The sequence below is a fragment of the Stenotrophomonas sp. JAI102 genome (genome assembly GCF_013409105.1).
GTDB classification, from domain to species: domain Bacteria; phylum Pseudomonadota; class Gammaproteobacteria; order Xanthomonadales; family Xanthomonadaceae; genus Stenotrophomonas; species Stenotrophomonas maltophilia_AA.
This window is the reverse complement of sequence record NZ_JACCCI010000001.1, coordinates 1,715,327-1,733,324: the sequence shown is the minus strand read 5'-3', so window position 1 is coordinate 1,733,324 and position 17,998 is coordinate 1,715,327. Positions and strand designations below refer to the sequence as shown.

Below are 17,998 nucleotides of genomic sequence, written 5' to 3'. Positions count from 1 at the left end.
TCAGGGCAGAAAGCACGCGTTATATAGGTGGTGCGTAGACGCTGGTCGCTCCGCAATCGCTGCACCGCCCTGAGCCTTACAATAGATCTGTGACCTGGAACACCTCCATGAATGGCTTCACCATCCGCCGTCGCGACCCACTATCCAGTGCCCTTTATTTCGGGCTGGGTGGAATCTTCCTGGTCGGTGGCATCATCAATTTTGCCGACATTGGCTGGTTGACTCCGTTGCTTGAGCCTTTCATGGTGCTTCTGGCCGTGCTTAGTCTGCACAGCGCCCGAGTGCCAAGGTCAAAGATCTTTCTGGCGATGTTCCTGCTTTTGTACATTCTTGCGGGAGTGGTGCTGGCGGTTGTCATCAGGAAGGCCAACTTCCTCGACTTCTTCCAGGCTTACAAGTCGTTCTGGTACCTGCTGCTGTTGATACCCATCTCCGGTGCGAGATTTCTATCGGAGTCGGATATCGTCCGGCTGAATCGATTTCTGCTCACGTTGTTCCTGGTCATCTACTCAGTAAAGAAATTCTTCCTGGAGATCGATCGTCCGATCGTCCTGACCGAGAACAACTTTGAACTGCTGCTCGTGTGCATGGTGTTCTACCTTGCCTGTTTGGCGCGCGACAGAATCCACATCGGAGAAATGCTTGCGCTTGGCGCGATTGTATTCATCTCAGGGTCGCGTTCGTCCGCCCTGTGCTTTGCAATCGTCATTGCCTTCCTGCTGGTGAGAGGACGGTTGCGACGTCGCGATCTGCTCGCGATTGGTGGCTTGGTCGCTGCCGTGATAATGGGGGCCATCCTGTTTCAGCTTAGAGCGGGTGCAGGCGGTGTGGAAAACATCGATCGTGTCCGGTTCTTCTTTGTCTTCACTGAGGCTATCAGTGACTGGCATTGGTGGAATTACCTGTTCGGCGAACCGAGGATCACGGCCCTCCCTCAGTGGGCGTGCAATCAGCTTTCCGCCTACAGAGGGCTATTCAGCTATCGGAACGATGGCACCTGCTACTCAGTGATTCTTCATTCATTCAACATGCGGGTTATCTACGACCACGGCCTGGTTGGTCTGCTCTTCATCGTCGGGGCCATGTGGCGAATGATGGATCACGTGCCGAGTCGCGTGCGGTTGTGTTTCATTGTCCTGCTGATCGCCAATGGGCTTTCGGTCAGTGCAATCAACAGTGTGTACTTTGCGTTGGGCCTTGTGTTGGCGGTGGGGCGTCGCGTGGGGGCTGATGATGAAGTCTGATGCGCAATCCGGCCACTCCAGGACGGTGAGCATGCGGAGTCTGGTGCTTAAATGCCGTCTGGCAGATGCAGAAGAGTTGAACGCGATCTTTCAGGAGCTTCTTGAGCTGGAGGGTCCAGTGTCGGTTGGCTTCCTCAATCAGCACGGATACAACCTGGCGCGCCGCGACCCAGTTGCCTATGGAGCGTTTGACTCCTTGGACGTCATCTTCAGGGATGGGATTGGCATGGCACTCGCGTGCAAAGCGTTTGGGCTGGATGCAAAAGACAACCTGAACGGCACGGATCTCATTCCAGCGCTCGTGGAATACGCGTCATCTTCCTTAGGACCTCGCGTACAGTTCTTTGCTTACGGCACCGCCGAGCCTTGGTTGAAGAGGGGCGGTGACGCCCTCTTCAATGGTCGGGATTTCCATTCTCTGGATGGCTTCAGGGAGCCTGCCGAGTACCTTCAGCACTTCCGTGCTCACCTGTCAGCGCAGGGCCAAGCTATCGTAGTGCTGGGGATGGGAATGCCCAAGCAGGAGGTCATCGCAAACCTCTTCCGGACCGCGCTGCAGACGGACATGTTGTTGATCTGCGGTGGCGCGATCCTGGATTTCAAAGCGCGACGCTTCACCCGCGCGCCACGGTTTTTGCGGTTGGTTCGTGCTGAGTGGCTATATCGCCTGTTGCTGGAGCCGCGAAGATTGTTCAATCGTTACGTCATCGGTATCCCTGCCTTCATCCTCGCTGTCGCCAAAGACAGGCGATGAGTGTCTTTGGCGCCGACTAGGCATATCGGAGAATGACATCCAGTGCTCAACGTTCTGACTAACGGCAGGTTCTGATGGCAACTATGAGTGGCAAGCGTTTCCACTGGATCGATGTGGCGAAAGGCATGGGTATCATGCTTGTCGTCTACGGTCACGTCATGCGGGGCCTGGTGTCTGCGGGTCTTGCACCAGACAGCTCAACATTTCAGATCGTGGACAGTGTCATCTATTCGTTCCACATGCCGTTGTTCTTCTTCTTGGCCGGCATTTTCCTTGATCAGGCACTGGCCAAGCGAGGGGTTGGCGGTGTGGCCCTTTCAAAGGTCGATTCGATTCTGTACCCGTATCTCGTCTGGTCGCTGCTGCAGGGCTTCATCGAGGTTCTGCTGGCACGATATACGAATGGTGCGACGGAGGCAGGTGATGTGCTGGCACTACTGTGGGCGCCCAGGGCACAGTTCTGGTTTCTCTATGCGTTGTTCCAGATATTCATAGTCAGCGCGGTGCTTTTTTCCTTCAAAGCCCGCTGGCTGCCCTATCTGGTTCTGGGCGCTGCAGCGCTATCGTTCATTTTTGCGCGCGCAGAGGATATGGGGCCTTTCATCCATGCCGCACGCATGATGGTGTTCTTCGTGTTGGGTGTCGTTTTTTTCAGGCTGTCCAAGGCGGAGATCGGGCGTGCGCCGATGGTGACGCTCGTTTTGTTCTCCACGTTTGCGGTTACCGAGTACCTGTTCCACTCCTTCGCAGGCTTGCGATACTCGGATCGGAGCCTGTTCTCCCTGCTGATTGCGTGCATGGGCATTGCGGCAACCGTCGGCGTCGCCTCCCTGGTTACAGGTCGTCTTTCCTCTTCCTTGGCCTATCTGGGCAGGATGTCCATGTACATCTACCTCGGCCACATTCTTGTGGCAAGCGGGATGAGAGTCGCGCTCTCAAGAGCATGGCCCGAATGCCCCGTGTGGCTTCACGTCATTGCTGGTCTCGTGGCGGGTATTGCATTGCCCGTTGTCCTGTACCGGCTCTGCAAGCGATGGCAATTGATGTTCCTGTTCGAGCCTCCCCGCAGGCTCGCGGCCCAGGGCTGGAGCCGGGCAAGTGCATAATCGCGTCTGCAGAATGCATGGTTCTTCGGTCAGCGTGAGGTGGCGCCATTGAAATACATCTGGACGTCTGTCGCGTTGCTGCTTTGCGTGGGATCCGCCCACGGGGCTGGCGTGCCGGGGCCCTGCGTGAATATGCTTTCTGAGAACAAGCTCTGGTACCAGAATTCCCGCATGGAGGAGACAAAGGCGCTGCTGCTCCAGGCCCGCCAAGAGGGGTTCAGATCGATAAGACTGAATCTTTTTCCTGCAGCGGTTGCAGAGGGTGGCGTGGACGCTATCGATGCTTGGTATCAGTCGCTTCGTGTGCTTGTGACATATGGCAATTCGGTTGGCCTGCATATGATCATCGATCTGCACGAATCCAATCGCTGTGGAGTCGACGCTTCGGAGTGCAGGAGGCTGACAACCGACTTCTGGTCAAGGACGGCGGGGATGTTCTCCGATACGCGCTTCGATGTCTCCTACGAGCTCCTGAATGAGCCGAAGGGGGAGATGGTCAGTCAGTGGGGCGCCCTCTATCCCCAGTTGATCAAGCTGGTCAGGTCGAAGGATCGTCACCATTCGATCATCGTTGGTGGCAAAGGCTACTCGACGATATGGGATCTGCCTCCAGCAGACCCTGATCAGGAACGGATCATCTACACGTTCCACTACTACAATCCCATGAGTTTCACCCATCAGGGGGCTGACTGGCTGAAGGCCCATCCAAGTCTTGCCGAGCGCCGGAACATTGGGTGGGGTAGTTACGCGGATCGCACGCGCCTCGCGATTGACTTCAGGTCGGTGGATGGTTGGAGGTCGCGGAACGACGCACCTCTGTTTCTCGGTGAGTTCGGTGTCTTCAAGCGCGCCCCCGCGGAGGATCGTGTTGTTTGGCTATCCTCCGTCGCCCGAATGTCGGAGGAGCGTGGCATCACCTGGTGCCTGTTCGATTACGAGGGCGGGTTTGGCGTAGAGGGTCTTCTGCCGGCCATCCAGAAGGGAGCCAGGCGGCAGCCATAGTCCTTGCGCGGATTCCTCATGACCAGGTCTGGGACGCCCCGATGCCCCGACGCGCGGAGTGTTGGATTGTTCCTGTCGCTGCGGACGGTCCAATGACCGTCCTCCCGGATCAGTCATCTATGTGGCGAAGATTCTCGTAGAAGAATTCCGTATCGCGTTCCGAGGTCGTGCCGTACAGCGTGTACTTACGACCGAGCATGGCGCCGCCATCTCGAACAAGCGGGTTCCAGACGACCGCTGCGCGCGCGCGGGTGGAGCGTGGCAGGATGGTGTCGAAGGGAATCGAGAAGTAGATGCCTTTGTCGAAGCTGCCTTCACCGAAGTCGCGCGCGGAGACATTCGTCTTCGTCGCGTAAGCGCCCATGGTGACCCCGTTCGGGAACGCGCGGGCAAGATTCACTGTCGCGCCATAGTCCCCCGCAAGGTAGCGGCCGGCGCTGATGGAGCCGACAATGCGCTGCTCCTGGTCGAACGCGTAGTACAGCGAGGCATGCCCGGTTGTCATGGTGTAGTCGCGCAGGCCCGCAAGCTGGTCGTAATCGCGCTGCTTCACCCAGTTGAGGTTGGCACCGATCGCCCACGCCTCGCCGAACGGCCGATAAAGGACTTCAGCCCCGACGCCTGCGTACATCCACTCAAGGTAACCTGCGTAGGCCATGCCATAAAGGTCACGGCCGAACTGGTGGGCAGCGGTCAGCTGCAGATTGGGGACGGTGAAATCCGAGGTGGTCGTGTACTGACGAAGATCGGTTCTCACCCTTGGAAGTCGGCTGGGCGCATCGTACTTGAACTTGTCGTAGTTGTTGAGCACGTTGCCACTGGCTGTGCCTGTAATCCAGACACCCGGAGTGAAGAAGAAACTGCCGGTGTAGTTTGCCGAGACCTGGTAAAGGATGAAGCCATCGGGGCCACCAACGTTCTGCTTGTAGCTCACGTTGAAGCCGCCACCATAACGCTGCAGGGGCGCACGATACAGCGTGTCGCTGTAGACAGGAGCGGGTGCCGTGACCTCGATACCAAGTTTGAGCTGGTCGAGGTCCGCGCGGCTCTCCGTGTAATCGACGAAGCGCTGACGGTTGATGGTTGTGTCGACGATTGGCATACCCAAGCGTGACGTGGCAAAGGTGAACCACTCGATCGATGGATCCAGATCGTTGTGCAGAATCCTGGACGCCCGGCCCAAGCCCTTGGCTGTATGGAAGTAGCGCAGCTGGTGCCCGGTGACAATCACCTCCGTGCCGCGCCGAGAGATCTTTTCCACGCGGAAGCCGGCATTGACCTGCAGCCGCGCGGCAATCTCTGCCCATCGCGCATCATCGCTTCCGCTGATTGATTCTGATTGCGGGGGTTGTACGGTGGTTTCAGTTACCAGCGTAGCCGAATCAACCCCCTGCCTGGGTTGGGAGACGTTGGCTGCAGTGTTCTTGAGAGATTCGGGCGCAGGGTCGAACGGTTTCGGCGATGTCGACGCACGCCCGGGGTTGCCCCTGAGTGTTATCGCAAACATTGCTGCATCCCCGCGCTCCCAAGCAGCAGTGAACTGCACGTTCCTGTTGAGGCTGTACACCAGACCCACGTTCACAGGTGTGTTCTGTGGCAGGTTGTTGCGCCTGGGCTCGTTCTTATAGTCGTTGCCGTCGTATTCCACTTTGACGAGCAGCGGCTCCCAGGGCGTTTGGTAGCTGATACCACCGAAAATGCCCACGCGGCCGCGGAACATGGAGCTCAGGCCGAATTTGCCGGCATTGTTGATATCGCTCGTTGGCGTCGGGCGAACATCGAAACGGTCGTCGATGGCGCTCAGCGGATTGCCAAGGTCGCCGCGGTTGCCGATGTACCCGGTCGCAAAACCCAGGCTCGCATCGACCGGCCCAAACCGCTTGTTTGCCACCAGGTACTCGCTGGAGAACAGGCCGGTACCGCCGAGATCTCGAATGCCGAATGCAACCTCAGGCAGCCAGTGGCTCTCTTCCCAGAGGCGCAGCTTGAAGTCGATCGATTTGTCCTTGTAGTTCTGGTCTCCGCTGACGCTCGTCGCGCCGTAGCGGATGTTGGCAACGTTGATATAGCGGAACGACCCCTCCAGCCAAGGGAACGGCTGCATCGTCAGGTTGTAGCGGCTGTACGGCGAGTTGTGCGAGGCAGTGAAGCTGATCTCGCCGTCATCGGCCATGCGCGCGCTCGGCGTCTGCAGCAGGCCCATTCCACCCCATTCGCTTGCTGTCGCGGGCGGCGCTTCTTGCGCGTGCAGGCAGGCGGATGTCGCCAATGCCAATGCTGAGAAAGCCAGGGTAGCGAAATGTCTGGAGCGGACGTGCATCAAGGTGCTACTCGCGGATTAGGCAGCGGCTGCGTCGCGAGAAATGCGGCGAACTGCGTGTTGAACTCAGGATCGATGTCTTTCATCAGTCTTGCGGCGATGGGGACATAGATCGTGCCGCCAGGTGCGACGGCCTGCAGGTCTGCGCGATTCCACAGCGCAATACCGATGATCTGTACGTGTCCATCCGGCTGGATCACGTGGACTACGTCCTTGTCTGCCACGCGGTTCGATGGGCAGGCGGCCAGATAATGGGTGACATCCGCGGTGGGTTGATGCGGAAGCTCGCAGGCCTGATCCAGCGCGCCCATGACCCGGACGGTGTCTGGCCTGGCGGGGTACCGCACGATGTCCGACGGCATGGCGACCGGGTTGGATGACTTGCGCGTCTGCATCAGGCGCGGCTCGAGCTCTGCCACCACCCGGCCAGTTGCTGGCAGGTCGGTCAGTTGCCTTGAAAGGCTGGAGGCAAGTTTGCTGGCTGCCTCGTTCTGGCTCTGCTGCAGCACCTTCAGGTCGTAGAGCAGCCCGGCTTTGAGGCGTGCCTGCTGCGCACGTGCGCTTTCGCGCAGCAGCGATGCACCTGCGACGTAGCTGACCGGCATCGGCATGGCGGCAATCAGGGCATCCGCCAAGCGCGCTCCTGCGGGAAGAGGGTAGACGCCCGGCGCCTTGACCGCACCCTCGACGGTAACCTCTACCGTGTCGGTCACGGGCTGCGCCGCAGCCTCATGTGTGACGAAGAAAGGGAGGGTGGAGCACAGGATCAGGCAGTAGCGCAGCATGGTCATTGGCCAGGGCGATAGGGTTTGAGCTGCTCGATGTCCACGGCATAGCCGGGGGCGAGGTACTGGCGGCTCTTCCAGATGAACCCGGAGCGCTCATCCACCCAATAGATGTTGGTCTCGCGGAAGCCTGGTCCGGAGAGCTTTTCTTCGTAGCGCGCCAGGCTGAGTGGCCGCTCCAGGATCACCACCTTCTCGGTGCCGACCTTCGTGAGCGTGCCGGTCACCGGTACGCTCATTTGATACGAAGGGATCCAGTCGTACTGGCGCTGCACCCGGGCGGTGCCCTGCAGTGCGCCGAGATCATCGAACGGCGACGGTCCGGTGATGCGCGCGGCATAGCTGCGGCCAATCCCCGACGTCGCGGTGACCAGGCCGTTGGGCTGCAGATAGAAGACCGCGTCGCCGCCCGCGATCCACGCCTGGCGCCCCCCATCAACGAAGCCGAGCACGAGGACGCCATTGACGTCCGGTGCGCGCAACTGCAGTTGTGGGAAGCGCACGGCCGCCACCTGGGCCGGGGTCGCGCTTGGCTTGGGAACGAAGATCAGCCGCAGCGCGTCGGCGCTGGAGCGGCTCACCGTGGTGCAGCTGCTGGTCAAGGCGGCGAGGGCCACCAGCGCAGCGATGCCCATGGCGCGGCCCAACCCGCCACGCGCGCTGGAGCGCGTGGCGTCATGCTGCATAGGACCCATGTTAGTTCCCGACTTCGCTCTCGGTACGAGCGGCGGTGTAGAGGATGTTGGTGAACGGCAGCAGCTGGTTCACGAAGCGGTTCCAGCGCGTTACGCCGGCGGCGCCCACGAACACCACGTCGCCGGGCTGCAGCATGAACTGGCTGCCTACGGCGAACGCGGTCGGCGATCGGGCTTCCAGGTGATAGATCACCGACGGCGCCTTCTGCAGATCCTTCGAGCCCCGGATGACATACACCGCATTGCCGTTGGAGGTGGCCTGGGTGAGGCCACGGGCGCGGCCGATCGCCTGGTTCAGCGAGATGTCGGAGGTGCGGAAGCTGAAGGCACCCGGCTGGGTGACTTCACCCACGACGAAAATCTCCTTTCGATCCAGATACGGCACGTAGATCGAGTCGCCGTTCTTCAGGTAGATCGGTCGGCCACCATGCTGGCGGGCGACGGTTTCGATGTCGATAGAGTAGGTGACACCGTCGCGGCTGAGCTGGATGCCGGAGAGATCGGCCTGGCTCGCATTGAGGCCGGCCTGGCTGATCGCATCGGACAGCGTGAGCGGCGTCGTCGTCAGCGGGACCGAGGTCGAACGCTCGGCAGCGCCGGTGATCCAGACGCGCTGGCTGGCGTAGCTCAGCACGGAGGTATCCACCTGCGGTGCCTCGATGTATTTGGCCAACCGCTGGGTGATTTCCGCACGAAGCTCGACCGGCGTCTTGCCGGCCGCCTGGACTTTGCCGATGTACGGGTAGAAGAGTGTGCCGTCGCCCTGAACCAGTCGCCCGGCAAGGTTGCCCTGCTGCTGGGAACCCGCAGGCACGGTCAGCTCCGGGTGGTCCCACACGGTGATGTACAGCATGTCGCCGGGGCCCACGCGATAAGGCTCGGCCTGGTAATCCAGCAGTGCAGCCGGCAGTACCTGTTCCGCCTGCGACGCATCGTTCATGGCGATGAGCTTCGGCGTGATCGGGATCATCTCAAGACGACCATCCTCGCTGGAACGGGTCGCCGAAACGTCGCTGTGGCGCAGGTGTTGGCCAGGGGCCAGCATACAGCCGGACAGGAGCAGGGTCGCCGCGATGGCGGCCGGCAGGCACAGGGGCTTCATCATCATCTTCATCAAGGTTTTACGGCAGGCATAAAAAACCCTCGCCAAGCTTGGCCCGGCGAGGGCTTGAGTGCGGAACTAAGAGCGATTAACCGCCCGTGCCGCCGGTACCACCCGTGCCACCGGTACCACCCGGACCACCGGGGCCACCCGGGCCGCCGTCGGTGCCGCCCGGATCCTTTTCACCGCTCGAGCTGTCGCCGCCGATGCTGTACAGCACGGCTGCGGCAGCGATGGAGGCACCCACGGTCGCTACGACTGCGGTGGTCGAGTACGCGGAGGCTTCGGCGCCTGCCACGTCGGTGGCGGCTTCCGGCTCAGCAGCGGGGGCGTCCTGCGGGGCAGCCATCACCGGAGAGGCGGACAGGCCTACCAAGGCCAGCACTGCGATCGTCTTCTTAAACATGAGGGGTCTCCTACTCCGTTAGGGAAAATAGCCCGTCTATGGTGACCAGCCGCGGAGCAAGAGTCAACCCGAACTGAATGTGCGGCTGCCATCGAATGGAATTGCGCGGAGCCAACGGCCCGCGGATGATGGAATCTGCCCGTGGCGGGGCGCGACGCCTGTGGAGGCATGATGAGGACCGCATCCGTGAACGTGAGTCGGACGATCTTGACGCTGCTCTTGATTGTCGGGGCCCTGGCCGCATGTTCCACCTCGCAGCGTCTGGGAGACATGCAGGTGCGCCCGATGGACCGACCGGAATGCCAGGTCGGCAGCCAGCGCCTCGATCTGGATGCCGGGGTGCCGGCGCTGATCGGCGGTACCGGGTGTCGTGGCACGCCGGACGCTCCGCAACCCCTCAATCGACAACCGGCCAATGCCGTGGAGCTGGGTAGGAAGCATGACTGACGCAACACCGGTGGCCGCCGTGCGGCTGGACGTGTGGCTGTGGGCCGCACGGTTTTTCCGGACCCGCAGCCTGGCCAAACAGGCGGTGGAAACGGGCAAGGTCGATGTGGCCGGGCAACGCCCGAAATCCTCGCGCGCGGTGCGCGTGGGTGAAGCGCTGCAGATCAGCCGTGGCGACGAAGTGTTCGATATCCAGGTGCTTGGGCTCAGCGAAATGCGCGGTCCGGCACCCGTGGCGCAGCAGTTGTATGCCGAGAGTGAGGCCTCACTGGCACGCCGGGCGGAACTGCGCCTGCAGCGCGCCGCGGCGAAAAACGGGTACCAGCCGCCGGAGCACAAGCCGGACAAGCGTGCGCGTCGATTGATCCGCGCGCTGGGGGATCTGGACGCGCTGTAATCTGCCTGCTGCACGCATGAAAAAACCGGGCCATGCGGCCCGGTCTCTGTGTGTGGCTACGGTGGTGAATCAACGCAGGTCGTAGCGGTCCAGTTCCATCACCCGCGCCCAAGCGGCCACGAAGTCGCGGACGAACTTCTTCTCGCCGTCCGCGCTCGCATACACCTCGGCCAGTGCACGCAGCACCGAGTTCGAGCCGAACACCAGGTCCACCCGGCTGCCGCTCCAGCGCGGCGCGCCCGTGCTGCGGTCGCGGCCGCTGTAGCCATCGCCATCCGCGACCCACTGCGTGCGCATGTCGAGCAGGTTGACGAAGAAGTCGTTGCTCAACGTGCCGACGCGATCGGTGAACACGCCGTCCGTGCTGCCGCCGACATTGGTGCCGATCACCCGCAGGCCACCGACCAGCGCGGTCATCTCCGGCGCGGTCAACGTGAGCAGCTGCGCACGGTCGATCAGCAGCGCTTCGGCAGGCACGCTGTAGCGGCCCTTGACGTAGTTGCGGAACCCATCGGCATACGGTTCCAGTACCGCGAACGAGTCCACATCGGTCTGGGCCTGGCTGGCATCGGTGCGGCCCGGGTTGAACGGCACGCTGACCTCATGGCCACCGGCCTTGGCCGCCTGTTCGACACCGACATTACCGGCCAGCACGATCAGGTCGGCCAGCGAGACCTGCGCGCCGCCGTCGCTCTTGAAGCCGGCCTGGATCTTCTCCAGTGCGGCCAGCACCTTGCCGAGCTGCTGCGGCTGGTTGACCGCCCAGTCCTTCTGCGGGGCCAGGCGCACACGTGCACCGTTGGCGCCGCCACGCTTGTCCGAGCCGCGGAAGGTGGAGGCCGATGCCCAGGCAGTGGAGACCAGCTCGCCCGCGCTCAGCCCGGCCGCGGCGATCTGCTGCTTCAGCGTGGTGATGTCCTGCGCGCTCAGCGTGGTCTGCGGTGCCGCCGGCACCGGATCCTGCCAGACGAATTCTTCGGCCGGGATTTCCGGGCCGAGATAGCGTGCACGCGGGCCCATGTCGCGGTGGGTCAGCTTGAACCATGCGCGGGCGAAGGCATCGGCGAAGGCCTGCGGGTCGGCCAGGAAGCGACGCGAAATCTTTTCGTACGCCGGATCGACGCGCAGCGACAGATCGGTGGTGAGCATGGTCGGGCGGTGCTTCTTGGACGGATCGTGCGCGTCGGGAATGATCGCCTCGCTGTCCTTGGCGACCCACTGGTGCGCACCGGCCGGGCTCTTGGTCAGCTCCCACTCGTGGCCGAACAGGATCTCGAAGAAGTCATGGCTCCATTGCGCCGGGGTGCGCGTCCAGGTCACTTCCAGGCCGCTGGTGATGGTGTCGCCGCCCTTGCCGGTGCCGAACCTGTTGGCCCAGCCCAGGCCCTGGCTTTCCAGCCCGGCCGCTTCCGGTTCGACATCGACATTATCGGCCGGGCCGGCGCCGTGGGTCTTGCCGAAGCTGTGGCCACCGGCGATCAGGGCGACGGTTTCCTCATCATCCATGGCCATGCGGCCGAAAGTATCGCGGATGTCGAACGCCGCCTTGAGCGGATCGGGGTTGCCATCCGGGCCTTCCGGATTGACGTAGATCAGGCCCATCTGCACGGCCGCCAGCGGGTTCTCCAGGTCGCGCGAGTGGACGTCGCCGTCGGCGTCATCATCGGAGACCAGCACGCCGTGATTCTCCTGCACGCCTTCGGAGCCGTGCGCGTAGCGCACATCGCCGCCGAGCCAGGTGGTTTCGCGGCCCCAGTACACATCCTGGTCCGGTTCCCAGGTATCCGGGCGGCCACCGGCGAAGCCCAGCGTCTTGAAGCCCATCGATTCCAGCGCGACGTTGCCGGTGAGCACCAGCAGGTCGGCCCAGGAGATCGCCTGGCCGTATTTCTGCTTGATCGGCCACAGCAGGCGGCGTGCCTTGTCCAGGCTGACGTTGTCCGGCCAGCTGTTGAGCGGAGCGAAGCGCTGCTGGCCGCGGCCGGCGCCACCACGTCCATCGCCGATGCGGTAGGTGCCGGCACTGTGCCAGGCCATGCGCACGAACAGGCCGCCGTAGTGGCCGAAGTCGGCCGGCCACCAGTCCTGCGAGTCGGTCATCAAGGCCTTGAGGTCGGCTTTGAGGCCGGCGTAGTCCAGGCCCTTGAAGGCCTCTGCATAGTCGAACGTCTCATCCAGCGGATGCGAGCGGGTCGAGTGCTGGTTGAGCAGGTCCACCCGCAGTTGTTTGGGCCACCAGTCGCGGTTGGTGGTGGCATCGCCGACGAGGGCGTGGTTGAACGGGCACTTGGCTTCGCTTTTCATGGGTCTCTACCTGTGGACTGGCGAACGTGGAAACCACCGGCGCGGGGGAGGCGATGGCGACGTTGGAAACGTGGTGCCTGCCCATGCGGGCGTGAGGCGCCGCGATGTGAAGGCGTACCCACACGTTAAGCACTGCGGTTCATTCAGTACATTCGAATGAATCAACCAATGCGATAGACGCAGGCTATTTCCAACGCCTCTCCTCAGCGCTTGCCGAACAGACCGCCACCGAGCTTGAGCAGGTCGCCTACGCCGAGCTGCCCATCGCCGTCCTGGTCCAGCACCGAGGTCAGCAGGCCGCCGCTGTTGGCGCTCTGTGCTTCCTGGCCCAGGGCCTGGCTGAGCTGGTTCGGGTTGCCGCCGCTGGCAAAGCGCTGGGCCAGATAGGACATGACGATCGGCGCCAGGATCGCGAGAAGCTGGCTGGTCTTGCTGCTGTCCAATCCCGTCGCCTGGCTCAGGCCCTGGGTAGCGCGCTCGGTGTTGCCACCGAACACGTGGCCGAGGATGCCGGCGCCATTGGTGGCGTTGCCGCCACCTCCGCCAAGCACGCTGCCGAGCAGACCGCCCAGATCGAAGCCGCCGCTGCTGGCGGGGGCGTGGTCACGTTGCAGGGCTCCGAGCAGGGCCTGCGCACCCTGTGGTTCCTGCGCATTGCGGCCCATCGCGCCGAGCAGCAGCGGCAGGGCCGCGCCGATCGCGCCGCTGGCCTGATTCTGGTCGATGCCGAGCTGCTGGGACACCTGCTGCAGGCCTTGGCCCTGCTGCAGCTGCTGGAAGAGGGACGCGGCAAGCGATTCGGTATTCACGGCGGACTCCAGGGCAGGGATGGGAACCGGCCGAGCATAGCGCTGCGTTCACTACGGGAATGCGAAGAATTCACGTGGGGCGTGCGCGGCCACCCGACCAACGGTCGGGTGCTACCGGTTCGGTAGAGTAGTGCCGGCCGCTGGCCGGCTGCATCTCGATCAGGTTCCGCGGCGAGCCGGCCAGCGGCCGGCACTACCGCACTGTGGCGGTAGGGCACGACCGTTTCGCGGTAGGCCACGACCGTTGGTCGTGGCCAGCCCGGACACTCCTTCAGAGCAGCGTCTTCAACCGGTACAGCGCTTCCAGTGCCTGCTTCGGGGTCAGCTCGTCCGGATCGATCGCGGCCAGCGCGTCCTGTGCGGCGGTGTTGGGCGCGTTGAACAGCCCGAACTGCTGCGGTGCATCCAGCGCCTGCGCGGCGACCACGGCGGACTGGGTCTCGTGGCTGCGCTGTTCCAGCTCGGCCAGGCGACGCCGCGCCTGGGCCACGGTCGACTTCGGCAGGCCGGCCAGCGCGGCCACCTGCAGGCCGAAGCTGCGGTTGGCCGGACCGTCCTTCACCGCGTGCATGAACACCAGGGCGTCGCCATGCTCCACCGCATCCAAGTGCACGTTGGCGATGCCGCTGGCGCCACCTTCGTGCTGTTCGTCGGCCAGCGCGGTCAGTTCGAAATAATGCGTGGCGAACAGCGTGTAGCAGCGGTTCTGGTAGGCAAGATGCCGGGCGACGGCGTCGGCGAGGGCCAGGCCGTCGTAGGTCGAGGTGCCGCGGCCGATCTCGTCCATCAGCACCAGCGATTGCGCGCTGGCGTGGTGCAGGATGTAGCTGGTCTCGGCCATTTCGACCATGAAGGTCGACTGCCCGCGGGCCAGATCGTCGCCGGCGCCGATGCGGGTCAGGATGCGGTCGATCGGGCCGATCACCGCGCGGCGGGCCGGCACGAAGCTGCCGATGTGGGCCAGCAGCACGATCAGCGCGTTCTGGCGCATGTAGGTGGATTTACCGCCCATGTTCGGGCCGGTGATCACCAGCATGCGACGGTCCGGATGCAGGTCCAGGTCGTTCGGTTCGAAGGGCTGCTCGCGCACCGCCTCGACCACCGGATGACGCCCGCGCTCGATCTTCAGGCAGGGGGCGGTCTCCAGTTCCGGGCGCGCCCAGTCCAGTGCCTGCGCGCGCTCGGCGAAGCCGGCCAGCACGTCCAGTTCGCTCAGTGCGGCGGCGCACTGCTTGAGCGGCTCCAGGCCGCTGGCGAGGATGTCGAGCAGCTGCTCGTACAGGAATTTCTCGCGGGTCAGCGAGCGTTCGCGCGCGGACAGCACCTTGTCCTCGAACGACTTCAGCTCTTCGGTGATGTAGCGCTCGGCATTGGTCAGCGTCTGGCGGCGCGTGTAATGCACCGGCGCCTTCTCGGACTGGCCCTTGCTGATCTCGATGTAATAGCCGTGCACGCGGTTGTAGCCGACCTTCAGCGTGGCGATGCCGCTGCTGATGCGCTCGCGCTGTTCCAGGTCGATCAGGAACTGGTCGGCATGCGTGGACAGGCGGCGCAGCTCGTCGAGTTCCGCATCGTAGCCTTCGGCGATCACACCGCCATCGCTGAGCTTCAGCGGCGGCGTCGGCGCGATCGCGCTGGCCAGCAGCTGCGCGCACTCGTCATGCGAGCCCAGTGCATCGTGCAGCGCGACCAGGCGCGGAGAATCCAGCGGTGCGAGCACCGCGCGCACCTCGGGCAACAGGCCCAGGCCATCGCGCAGCGTGGAGAAATCGCGCGGGCGCGCTGAGCGCAACGCCACGCGGGTGAGGATGCGTTCCAGATCGCCCAGGGCACGGAAGGCATCGCGCACGTCGCCCTCGGCGCCGCGATCGATCAGCGTGGCGACCGCATCGTGGCGATGCACCAGCACCTCGCGCAGGCGCAGCGGGCGGTGCAGCCAGCGCCGCAGCAGGCGACCGCCCATCGGCGTCACCGTGGTGTCGAGCACGCCGAGCAGGGTGTTACGGGTATCGCCATCGACGCGCGTGTCCAGTTCCAGATGGCGGCGCGTGGCCGCGTTCATGGCGATGGCTTCGCTGGCGGTTTCGGTGGCGATCGCGGTCAGGTGCGGCAGCCGCTGTTTCTGGGTTTCTTCGACATAGCCGAGCAGGGCACCGGCGGCCGCGGTGGCGCGCGGCTTGTCGTCGATGCCGAAGCCGGTCAGGTCGTGCAGCTTGAAGAAACTCAGCAGCTGCCGGCGGCCGCTGTCGGCATCGAACAGCCAGGGCGCGCGACGGCGGATGCCATTGCGGTACTGCAGGAAGGCGGGCCAGTTTTCTTCATCCGGCACCAGCAGCTCGGCCGGTTCCAGGCGGGCCAGCTCGGCCTCCAGCGCATCGTCCGAATCGACCTCGTTGACCAGGAAACGGCCGCCGGCCAGATCGGCCCAGGCCAGGCCATAGCCGTGCTTGCCGCGCGAGAGGGCCATCAGCAGCGTATCGCGGCGCTCGTCCAGCAGCGCTTCGTCGGTGACGGTGCCGGGGGTGACGATGCGCACCACCTTGCGTTCCACCAGGCCCTTGGCCAGCGCCGGGTCGCCGATCTGTTCGCAGATCGCCACCGACTCGCCCAAGGCGACCAGCCGGGCGAGGTAGCCTTCGTAGGCATGCACCGGCACGCCGGCCATCGGGATCGGCGCGCCGCCGGAGCTGCCGCGCTGGGTCAGGGTGATGTCCAGCAGCCGCGCCGCCTTGCGGGCGTCGTCGTAGAACAGCTCGTAGAAGTCGCCCATCCGGAAGAAGAGCAGCAGGTCCGGGTAATCGGACTTGGCGGCGAAGAACTGCTTCATCAGGGGAGTGTGCTCGGGCTGCTTCTCTGTCACGCGGGGTCCATCACAGTCGGGAGCAGCCCGGAAGGCCGCCTGGTCGGCCATTGTAGGGGAGGGGGCGGGCAGGGCGAAGGGCGTGCGGCGCAAGCGGCACCGGCGCGATGCGCAGCCGCTCAGTCCGTGCGCAGGTGCAGGGTGGGGTGGGCGGCGAACACCTCCATGATGATGTCGAAATAGGTCTGACCGGTGCCGCGTTCCAGCGCCTCCAGCTGGGTGTCGATTCTCGCGGCATTGAACATGCCGGGCCGCATCTGCTTTTCCTGCAGCCAGGCGCGGGTGGCCGTCACCCCGAGCGCGTCGCGGCTGTGTGCGATGTGCGTCCAGTGCACGGTGGCGGTTGGGTGCCCTGCCAGTGCGCCGTAGCCGCCGTAGAGCAGGTCATCGAGCGCATCCAGGCTTGGGGCCAGTTGCCAGTCCTCGCAGGCCATGAATACGCGGTTGATCTCGGCGTAGAAGCCGGCGATATCGTGGATGGTGCTTCCGTCCAGCACCAGGGTTGGACCGGTCATGCTCAGGTAAGCGCGACCAGGTGCTGCGCGCACCCAGCGGTGGTTGTCGACGGCAGGGTGGGTTCATGCATCGGCAGCAGTCCTCGTGACGCGTTTGGTGTGTGACCTCCCGAGACGCGACGTGGGCGGTCACCACGGCAGGTTCCAGCAACCGATTGTGCGCGCAACACGGGCGGTCCGACGCTCTTCTGCTCGTGGTGCACTGCAGCGCAGTGGGCGGTCGAAACAAATGCTATCCAATGAATGTCCGGGACCGCACTTTTAAAGGGCTTTCAATTCTGCAGACTGCGCGGGTTGATGAGGGAAAACCATGCGTAGCAAGCTGTTCGTCCCCGGCGCCCGGCCGGAACTGTTCGACAAGGCCATGGCCGGCGAGGCCGATGCGCTCTCTTTCGACCTGGAAGATTCGGTGCCCGAGGCCGGCAAGGCCCAGGCCCGCGACCAGATCGCCGGCTTCCTGCGCCGCGTGCAGGGCCGCCCCGGTGGCAAGCAGTTGATCGTGCGCAGCAACGGTACCGACAGCGCCCATTTCGGCGCGGACCTGGATGCGGTGGCGCTCCCCGGCGTGGACCTGCTCAACCTGCCCAAGATTGAATCGGTGGCTCAGCTGCTGGCGGCCATCGCCCGGCTGGAACGGGCTGAGCAGCGCAATGGCGTGACGCGCCCGATCGGTCTGCTGATCAACATCGAAACCCCCAAGGCCCTGCGCATCGCCGCCGAACTGGCCGGCGCGCACCCGCGCGTGGCCGGATTGCAGCTGGGGCTGGGCGACCTGTTTTCGCCCAACGGTATCGACCGTGAGCCGAGCAATGTGCATGCCACGCTGTTCGCGCTGCGGTTGGCCGCCGCCGAAGCCCAGGTGTTCGCCTGCGACGGCGCGTTTCCGGATGTGGCTGACAGCGACGGCTTCCTGGCCGAGGCGAAGATGGCCCGGCAGTTGGGCTTCATCGGCAAAAGTTGCATCCACCCGCGCCAGGTTGGCTTGGCCAATGCCACCTTCAGCGTGCCGCCAGCGATGCTCGAAGAGGCGCAGCGGATTGTTGCCGCCGCCGCCGGTGCCGAAGGGCAGGGGCACGGCGCGTTCCTGTTTGAAGGCCGGATGATCGACCTGCCGTACCTGCGCCGTGCTCAAGCCCTGCTTGCCGCGTCCTCTCCCCCGCTTGCCTGATTGCGGTATCGGGATGCATCGACCACTGTCTCTTACCTGCGCGTTTGCCGGTCTCGGCGTTGCCGCACTTTTTCCGGGTAATTT

General features: G+C 63.8%; 16 protein-coding genes. 7 read left to right on the top strand and 9 right to left on the bottom strand.

Features of this window, described 5'->3' with window-relative positions; all coding sequences use genetic code 11:
- The first annotated feature begins 107 nt into the window (after positions 1–107).
- The 4 genes from HDC96_RS08040 to HDC96_RS08025 all read left to right on the top strand — a co-directional run bounded on the left by HDC96_RS08040 (position 108) and on the right by HDC96_RS08025 (position 4,106).
- Entirely contained in the window at positions 108–1,244 is a 1,137-nt protein-coding gene (locus HDC96_RS08040) for a hypothetical protein (protein ID WP_179459461.1), read from the top strand.
- A gap of 31 nt (positions 1,245–1,275) precedes the next feature.
- Positions 1,276–1,998 (top strand): WecB/TagA/CpsF family glycosyltransferase, encoded by a 723-nt coding sequence (locus HDC96_RS08035; protein ID WP_179459460.1) that lies wholly within the window; start codon positions 1,276–1,278, stop codon positions 1,996–1,998.
- Between the two features lie 83 nt (positions 1,999–2,081).
- Positions 2,082–3,104 (top strand): acyltransferase, encoded by a 1,023-nt coding sequence (locus tag HDC96_RS08030; protein WP_179459459.1) that lies wholly within the window; start codon positions 2,082–2,084, stop codon positions 3,102–3,104.
- Positions 3,105–3,236: 132 nt separating this feature from the next.
- Positions 3,237–4,106, top strand: coding sequence for a glycoside hydrolase family 5 protein (locus tag HDC96_RS08025; protein ID WP_257018667.1), 870 nt, complete (start codon positions 3,237–3,239; stop codon positions 4,104–4,106).
- Between the two features lie 109 nt (positions 4,107–4,215).
- Here HDC96_RS08025 and HDC96_RS08020 read toward each other — a convergent pair whose 3' ends face one another.
- The 5 genes from HDC96_RS08020 to HDC96_RS08000 all read right to left on the bottom strand — a co-directional run bounded on the left by HDC96_RS08020 (position 4,216) and on the right by HDC96_RS08000 (position 9,414).
- Entirely contained in the window at positions 4,216–6,426 is a 2,211-nt protein-coding gene (locus tag HDC96_RS08020; protein WP_179459457.1) for a YjbH domain-containing protein, read from the bottom strand.
- Positions 6,426–7,217 (bottom strand): capsule biosynthesis GfcC family protein, encoded by a 792-nt coding sequence (locus HDC96_RS08015; protein ID WP_179459456.1) that lies wholly within the window; start codon positions 7,215–7,217, stop codon positions 6,426–6,428. Before HDC96_RS08015 ends, HDC96_RS08020 begins: the two co-directional genes overlap by 1 nt.
- Positions 7,214–7,906 carry a YjbF family lipoprotein gene (locus tag HDC96_RS08010; RefSeq protein ID WP_179459455.1) on the bottom strand — a complete coding sequence of 231 codons (693 nt, stop codon included), beginning with the start codon at positions 7,904–7,906 and terminating at the stop codon, positions 7,214–7,216. The genes HDC96_RS08015 and HDC96_RS08010 overlap by 4 nt, the downstream gene beginning before the upstream one ends.
- Before the next feature lies 1 nt (position 7,907).
- Complete coding sequence (locus HDC96_RS08005; protein ID WP_179459652.1) at positions 7,908–9,011, bottom strand: polysaccharide biosynthesis/export family protein; 1,104 nt, start codon at positions 9,009–9,011, stop codon at positions 7,908–7,910.
- Between the two features lie 85 nt (positions 9,012–9,096).
- Positions 9,097–9,414 carry a hypothetical protein gene (locus HDC96_RS08000; protein WP_179459454.1) on the bottom strand — a complete coding sequence of 106 codons (318 nt, stop codon included), beginning with the start codon at positions 9,412–9,414 and terminating at the stop codon, positions 9,097–9,099.
- 171 nt (positions 9,415–9,585) lie between these two features.
- Between HDC96_RS08000 and HDC96_RS07995 the strand changes: the two genes are divergently transcribed.
- Positions 9,586–9,861 (top strand): hypothetical protein, encoded by a 276-nt coding sequence (locus HDC96_RS07995; RefSeq protein ID WP_179459453.1) that lies wholly within the window; start codon positions 9,586–9,588, stop codon positions 9,859–9,861.
- Positions 9,854–10,258, top strand: a complete 405-nt coding sequence (locus tag HDC96_RS07990; RefSeq protein ID WP_176990030.1) for a S4 domain-containing protein — start codon at positions 9,854–9,856, stop codon at positions 10,256–10,258. Before HDC96_RS07995 ends, HDC96_RS07990 begins: the two co-directional genes overlap by 8 nt.
- 69 nt (positions 10,259–10,327) lie before the next feature.
- On the opposite strand, the gene katG is transcribed toward HDC96_RS07990, so the two are convergent.
- The 4 genes from katG to HDC96_RS07970 all read right to left on the bottom strand — a co-directional run bounded on the left by katG (position 10,328) and on the right by HDC96_RS07970 (position 16,746).
- The gene (katG, locus tag HDC96_RS07985; protein ID WP_179459452.1) at positions 10,328–12,562 is read right to left on the bottom strand and encodes a catalase/peroxidase HPI; all 2,235 of its coding nucleotides are present in this window, start codon (positions 12,560–12,562) and stop codon (positions 10,328–10,330) included.
- Positions 12,563–12,765: 203 nt separating this feature from the next.
- On the bottom strand, positions 12,766–13,371 hold the full coding sequence (locus HDC96_RS07980; protein WP_179459451.1) for a DUF937 domain-containing protein: 606 nt from the start codon (positions 13,369–13,371) through the stop codon (positions 12,766–12,768).
- A gap of 271 nt (positions 13,372–13,642) precedes the next feature.
- Positions 13,643–16,198: a DNA mismatch repair protein MutS gene (mutS, locus tag HDC96_RS07975; RefSeq protein WP_218842131.1), complete on the bottom strand. Its 2,556-nt coding sequence runs from the start codon at positions 16,196–16,198 to the stop codon at positions 13,643–13,645.
- Positions 16,199–16,350: 152 nt separating this feature from the next.
- On the bottom strand, positions 16,351–16,746 hold the full coding sequence (locus HDC96_RS07970; protein WP_179459449.1) for a barstar family protein: 396 nt from the start codon (positions 16,744–16,746) through the stop codon (positions 16,351–16,353).
- 310 nt (positions 16,747–17,056) lie between these two features.
- Between HDC96_RS07970 and HDC96_RS07965 the strand changes: the two genes are divergently transcribed.
- Positions 17,057–17,914: a CoA ester lyase gene (locus HDC96_RS07965; protein ID WP_179459448.1), complete on the top strand. Its 858-nt coding sequence runs from the start codon at positions 17,057–17,059 to the stop codon at positions 17,912–17,914.
- Positions 17,915–17,998 lie beyond the last annotated feature (84 nt).

Coding starts and splice junctions, on each gene's coding strand:
- HDC96_RS08030 (WP_179459459.1), top strand. CDS start 2,082: ATGAGTGGCAAGCGTTTCCACTGGATCGATGTGGCGAAAGGCATGGGT.
- HDC96_RS07990 (WP_176990030.1), top strand. CDS start 9,854: ATGACTGACGCAACACCGGTGGCCGCCGTGCGGCTGGACGTGTGGCTG.
- HDC96_RS07970 (WP_179459449.1), bottom strand. CDS start 16,746: ATGACCGGTCCAACCCTGGTGCTGGACGGAAGCACCATCCACGATATC.
- HDC96_RS08015 (WP_179459456.1), bottom strand. CDS start 7,217: ATGACCATGCTGCGCTACTGCCTGATCCTGTGCTCCACCCTCCCTTTC.
- HDC96_RS08005 (WP_179459652.1), bottom strand. CDS start 9,011: ATGATGAAGCCCCTGTGCCTGCCGGCCGCCATCGCGGCGACCCTGCTC.
- HDC96_RS08040 (WP_179459461.1), top strand. CDS start 108: ATGAATGGCTTCACCATCCGCCGTCGCGACCCACTATCCAGTGCCCTT.
- HDC96_RS08025 (WP_257018667.1), top strand. CDS start 3,237: ATGCTTTCTGAGAACAAGCTCTGGTACCAGAATTCCCGCATGGAGGAG.
- HDC96_RS08000 (WP_179459454.1), bottom strand. CDS start 9,414: ATGTTTAAGAAGACGATCGCAGTGCTGGCCTTGGTAGGCCTGTCCGCC.
- katG (WP_179459452.1), bottom strand. CDS start 12,562: ATGAAAAGCGAAGCCAAGTGCCCGTTCAACCACGCCCTCGTCGGCGAT.
- HDC96_RS07965 (WP_179459448.1), top strand. CDS start 17,057: ATGCGTAGCAAGCTGTTCGTCCCCGGCGCCCGGCCGGAACTGTTCGAC.
- HDC96_RS07995 (WP_179459453.1), top strand. CDS start 9,586: ATGAGGACCGCATCCGTGAACGTGAGTCGGACGATCTTGACGCTGCTC.
- HDC96_RS08035 (WP_179459460.1), top strand. CDS start 1,276: ATGCGGAGTCTGGTGCTTAAATGCCGTCTGGCAGATGCAGAAGAGTTG.
- mutS (WP_218842131.1), bottom strand. CDS start 16,198: ATGAAGCAGTTCTTCGCCGCCAAGTCCGATTACCCGGACCTGCTGCTC.
- HDC96_RS08010 (WP_179459455.1), bottom strand. CDS start 7,906: ATGGGTCCTATGCAGCATGACGCCACGCGCTCCAGCGCGCGTGGCGGG.
- HDC96_RS08020 (WP_179459457.1), bottom strand. CDS start 6,426: ATGCACGTCCGCTCCAGACATTTCGCTACCCTGGCTTTCTCAGCATTG.